The sequence below is a fragment of the Paenisporosarcina sp. P4_D4 genome, assembly GCF_056401835.1.
Map to the genome: position 1 here is coordinate 1 of NZ_JBFUIO010000342.1, position 951 is coordinate 951.

Consider the following 951-nt stretch of genomic DNA (forward strand, 5'->3'; position numbering starts at 1 on the left):
GCACTTTCAGATTCAGCTCTTGGGAGAGTGCAGTCAAATCCACACTTATTATATAGTAGCTCCTTTGCAATAAGGAGATCATTGTGAATTGCCTTCGATGATGTCCAAATATTATAAGATTCATTATTCACTATTATCAGTATCCTCCATCTAAACATTACTACCTATACGACTTCTGTAAAGGGTTTCATGAGTTACCTCACTATCGGAACATATATTTCTAATTATAGAACAAATGTTTGTATTTATCAAACGAAACTGACAATGGATGTTTTCTCGTTTACAAGTTTTTATGAAGATGAAAAATACGTAGTCAACTCTAATGCAAATTTTGATTATTAATCGTAATAAACCTCTGATATATAAAGAAAAATGACGCACCAAACTGTTGCAAGTTTGCACCAAATTAACACCAACAGAGAAATTGACCACAAAAAAGCACCCTCACCATTTCTGGTAAGAGTGCATATAAATCCTTGCTATTAAAGACTTATTAAGAAAGCCGCCTTTGCCGTAAATAAAATAAGAAAGTTTTAGACCACCACTCCTCAAAGTGGGTGTTCGCGGAAACCATCCTGCCTGTCCTCATTGACCTAAGTGAATGTGGCATGTCATTCCTGTTTCTATAAAAACTCCCTACAACAGCTTAAAGGTTAAAACTTAATATCGTTACGAACAATGCAGCTTGTATTGATATCTTAACACGATTGTCTTTGACCTTTCAATGGGAATTTTGACCTCGGTTAGCATCTTTTTATTTATGTAACTATTTTGATAGCACTCTATTGATTTACATTTTTTTCCTGTATAATCTAAAATAATAAACCGAACAAAATACTTTAAGAAAATCATTTTGCTTTTCTTATGAAAATCATCGTAGGAAGGAACGAGGAAATGGATAAAATTTTGAAATATTCAAAGACATTTGTTGGAGATGTATTCAGTGGAATG

General features: G+C 33.1%; 1 other RNA gene. It reads right to left on the minus strand.

The annotated features are described in order from the left end of the window. Nucleotides 1-495: 495 nt before the first annotated feature. Nucleotides 496-690, minus strand: a non-coding RNA gene (ssrS, locus tag AC1DSL_RS18700) — 6S RNA. Between the last annotated feature and the right edge of the window lie 261 nt (nucleotides 691-951).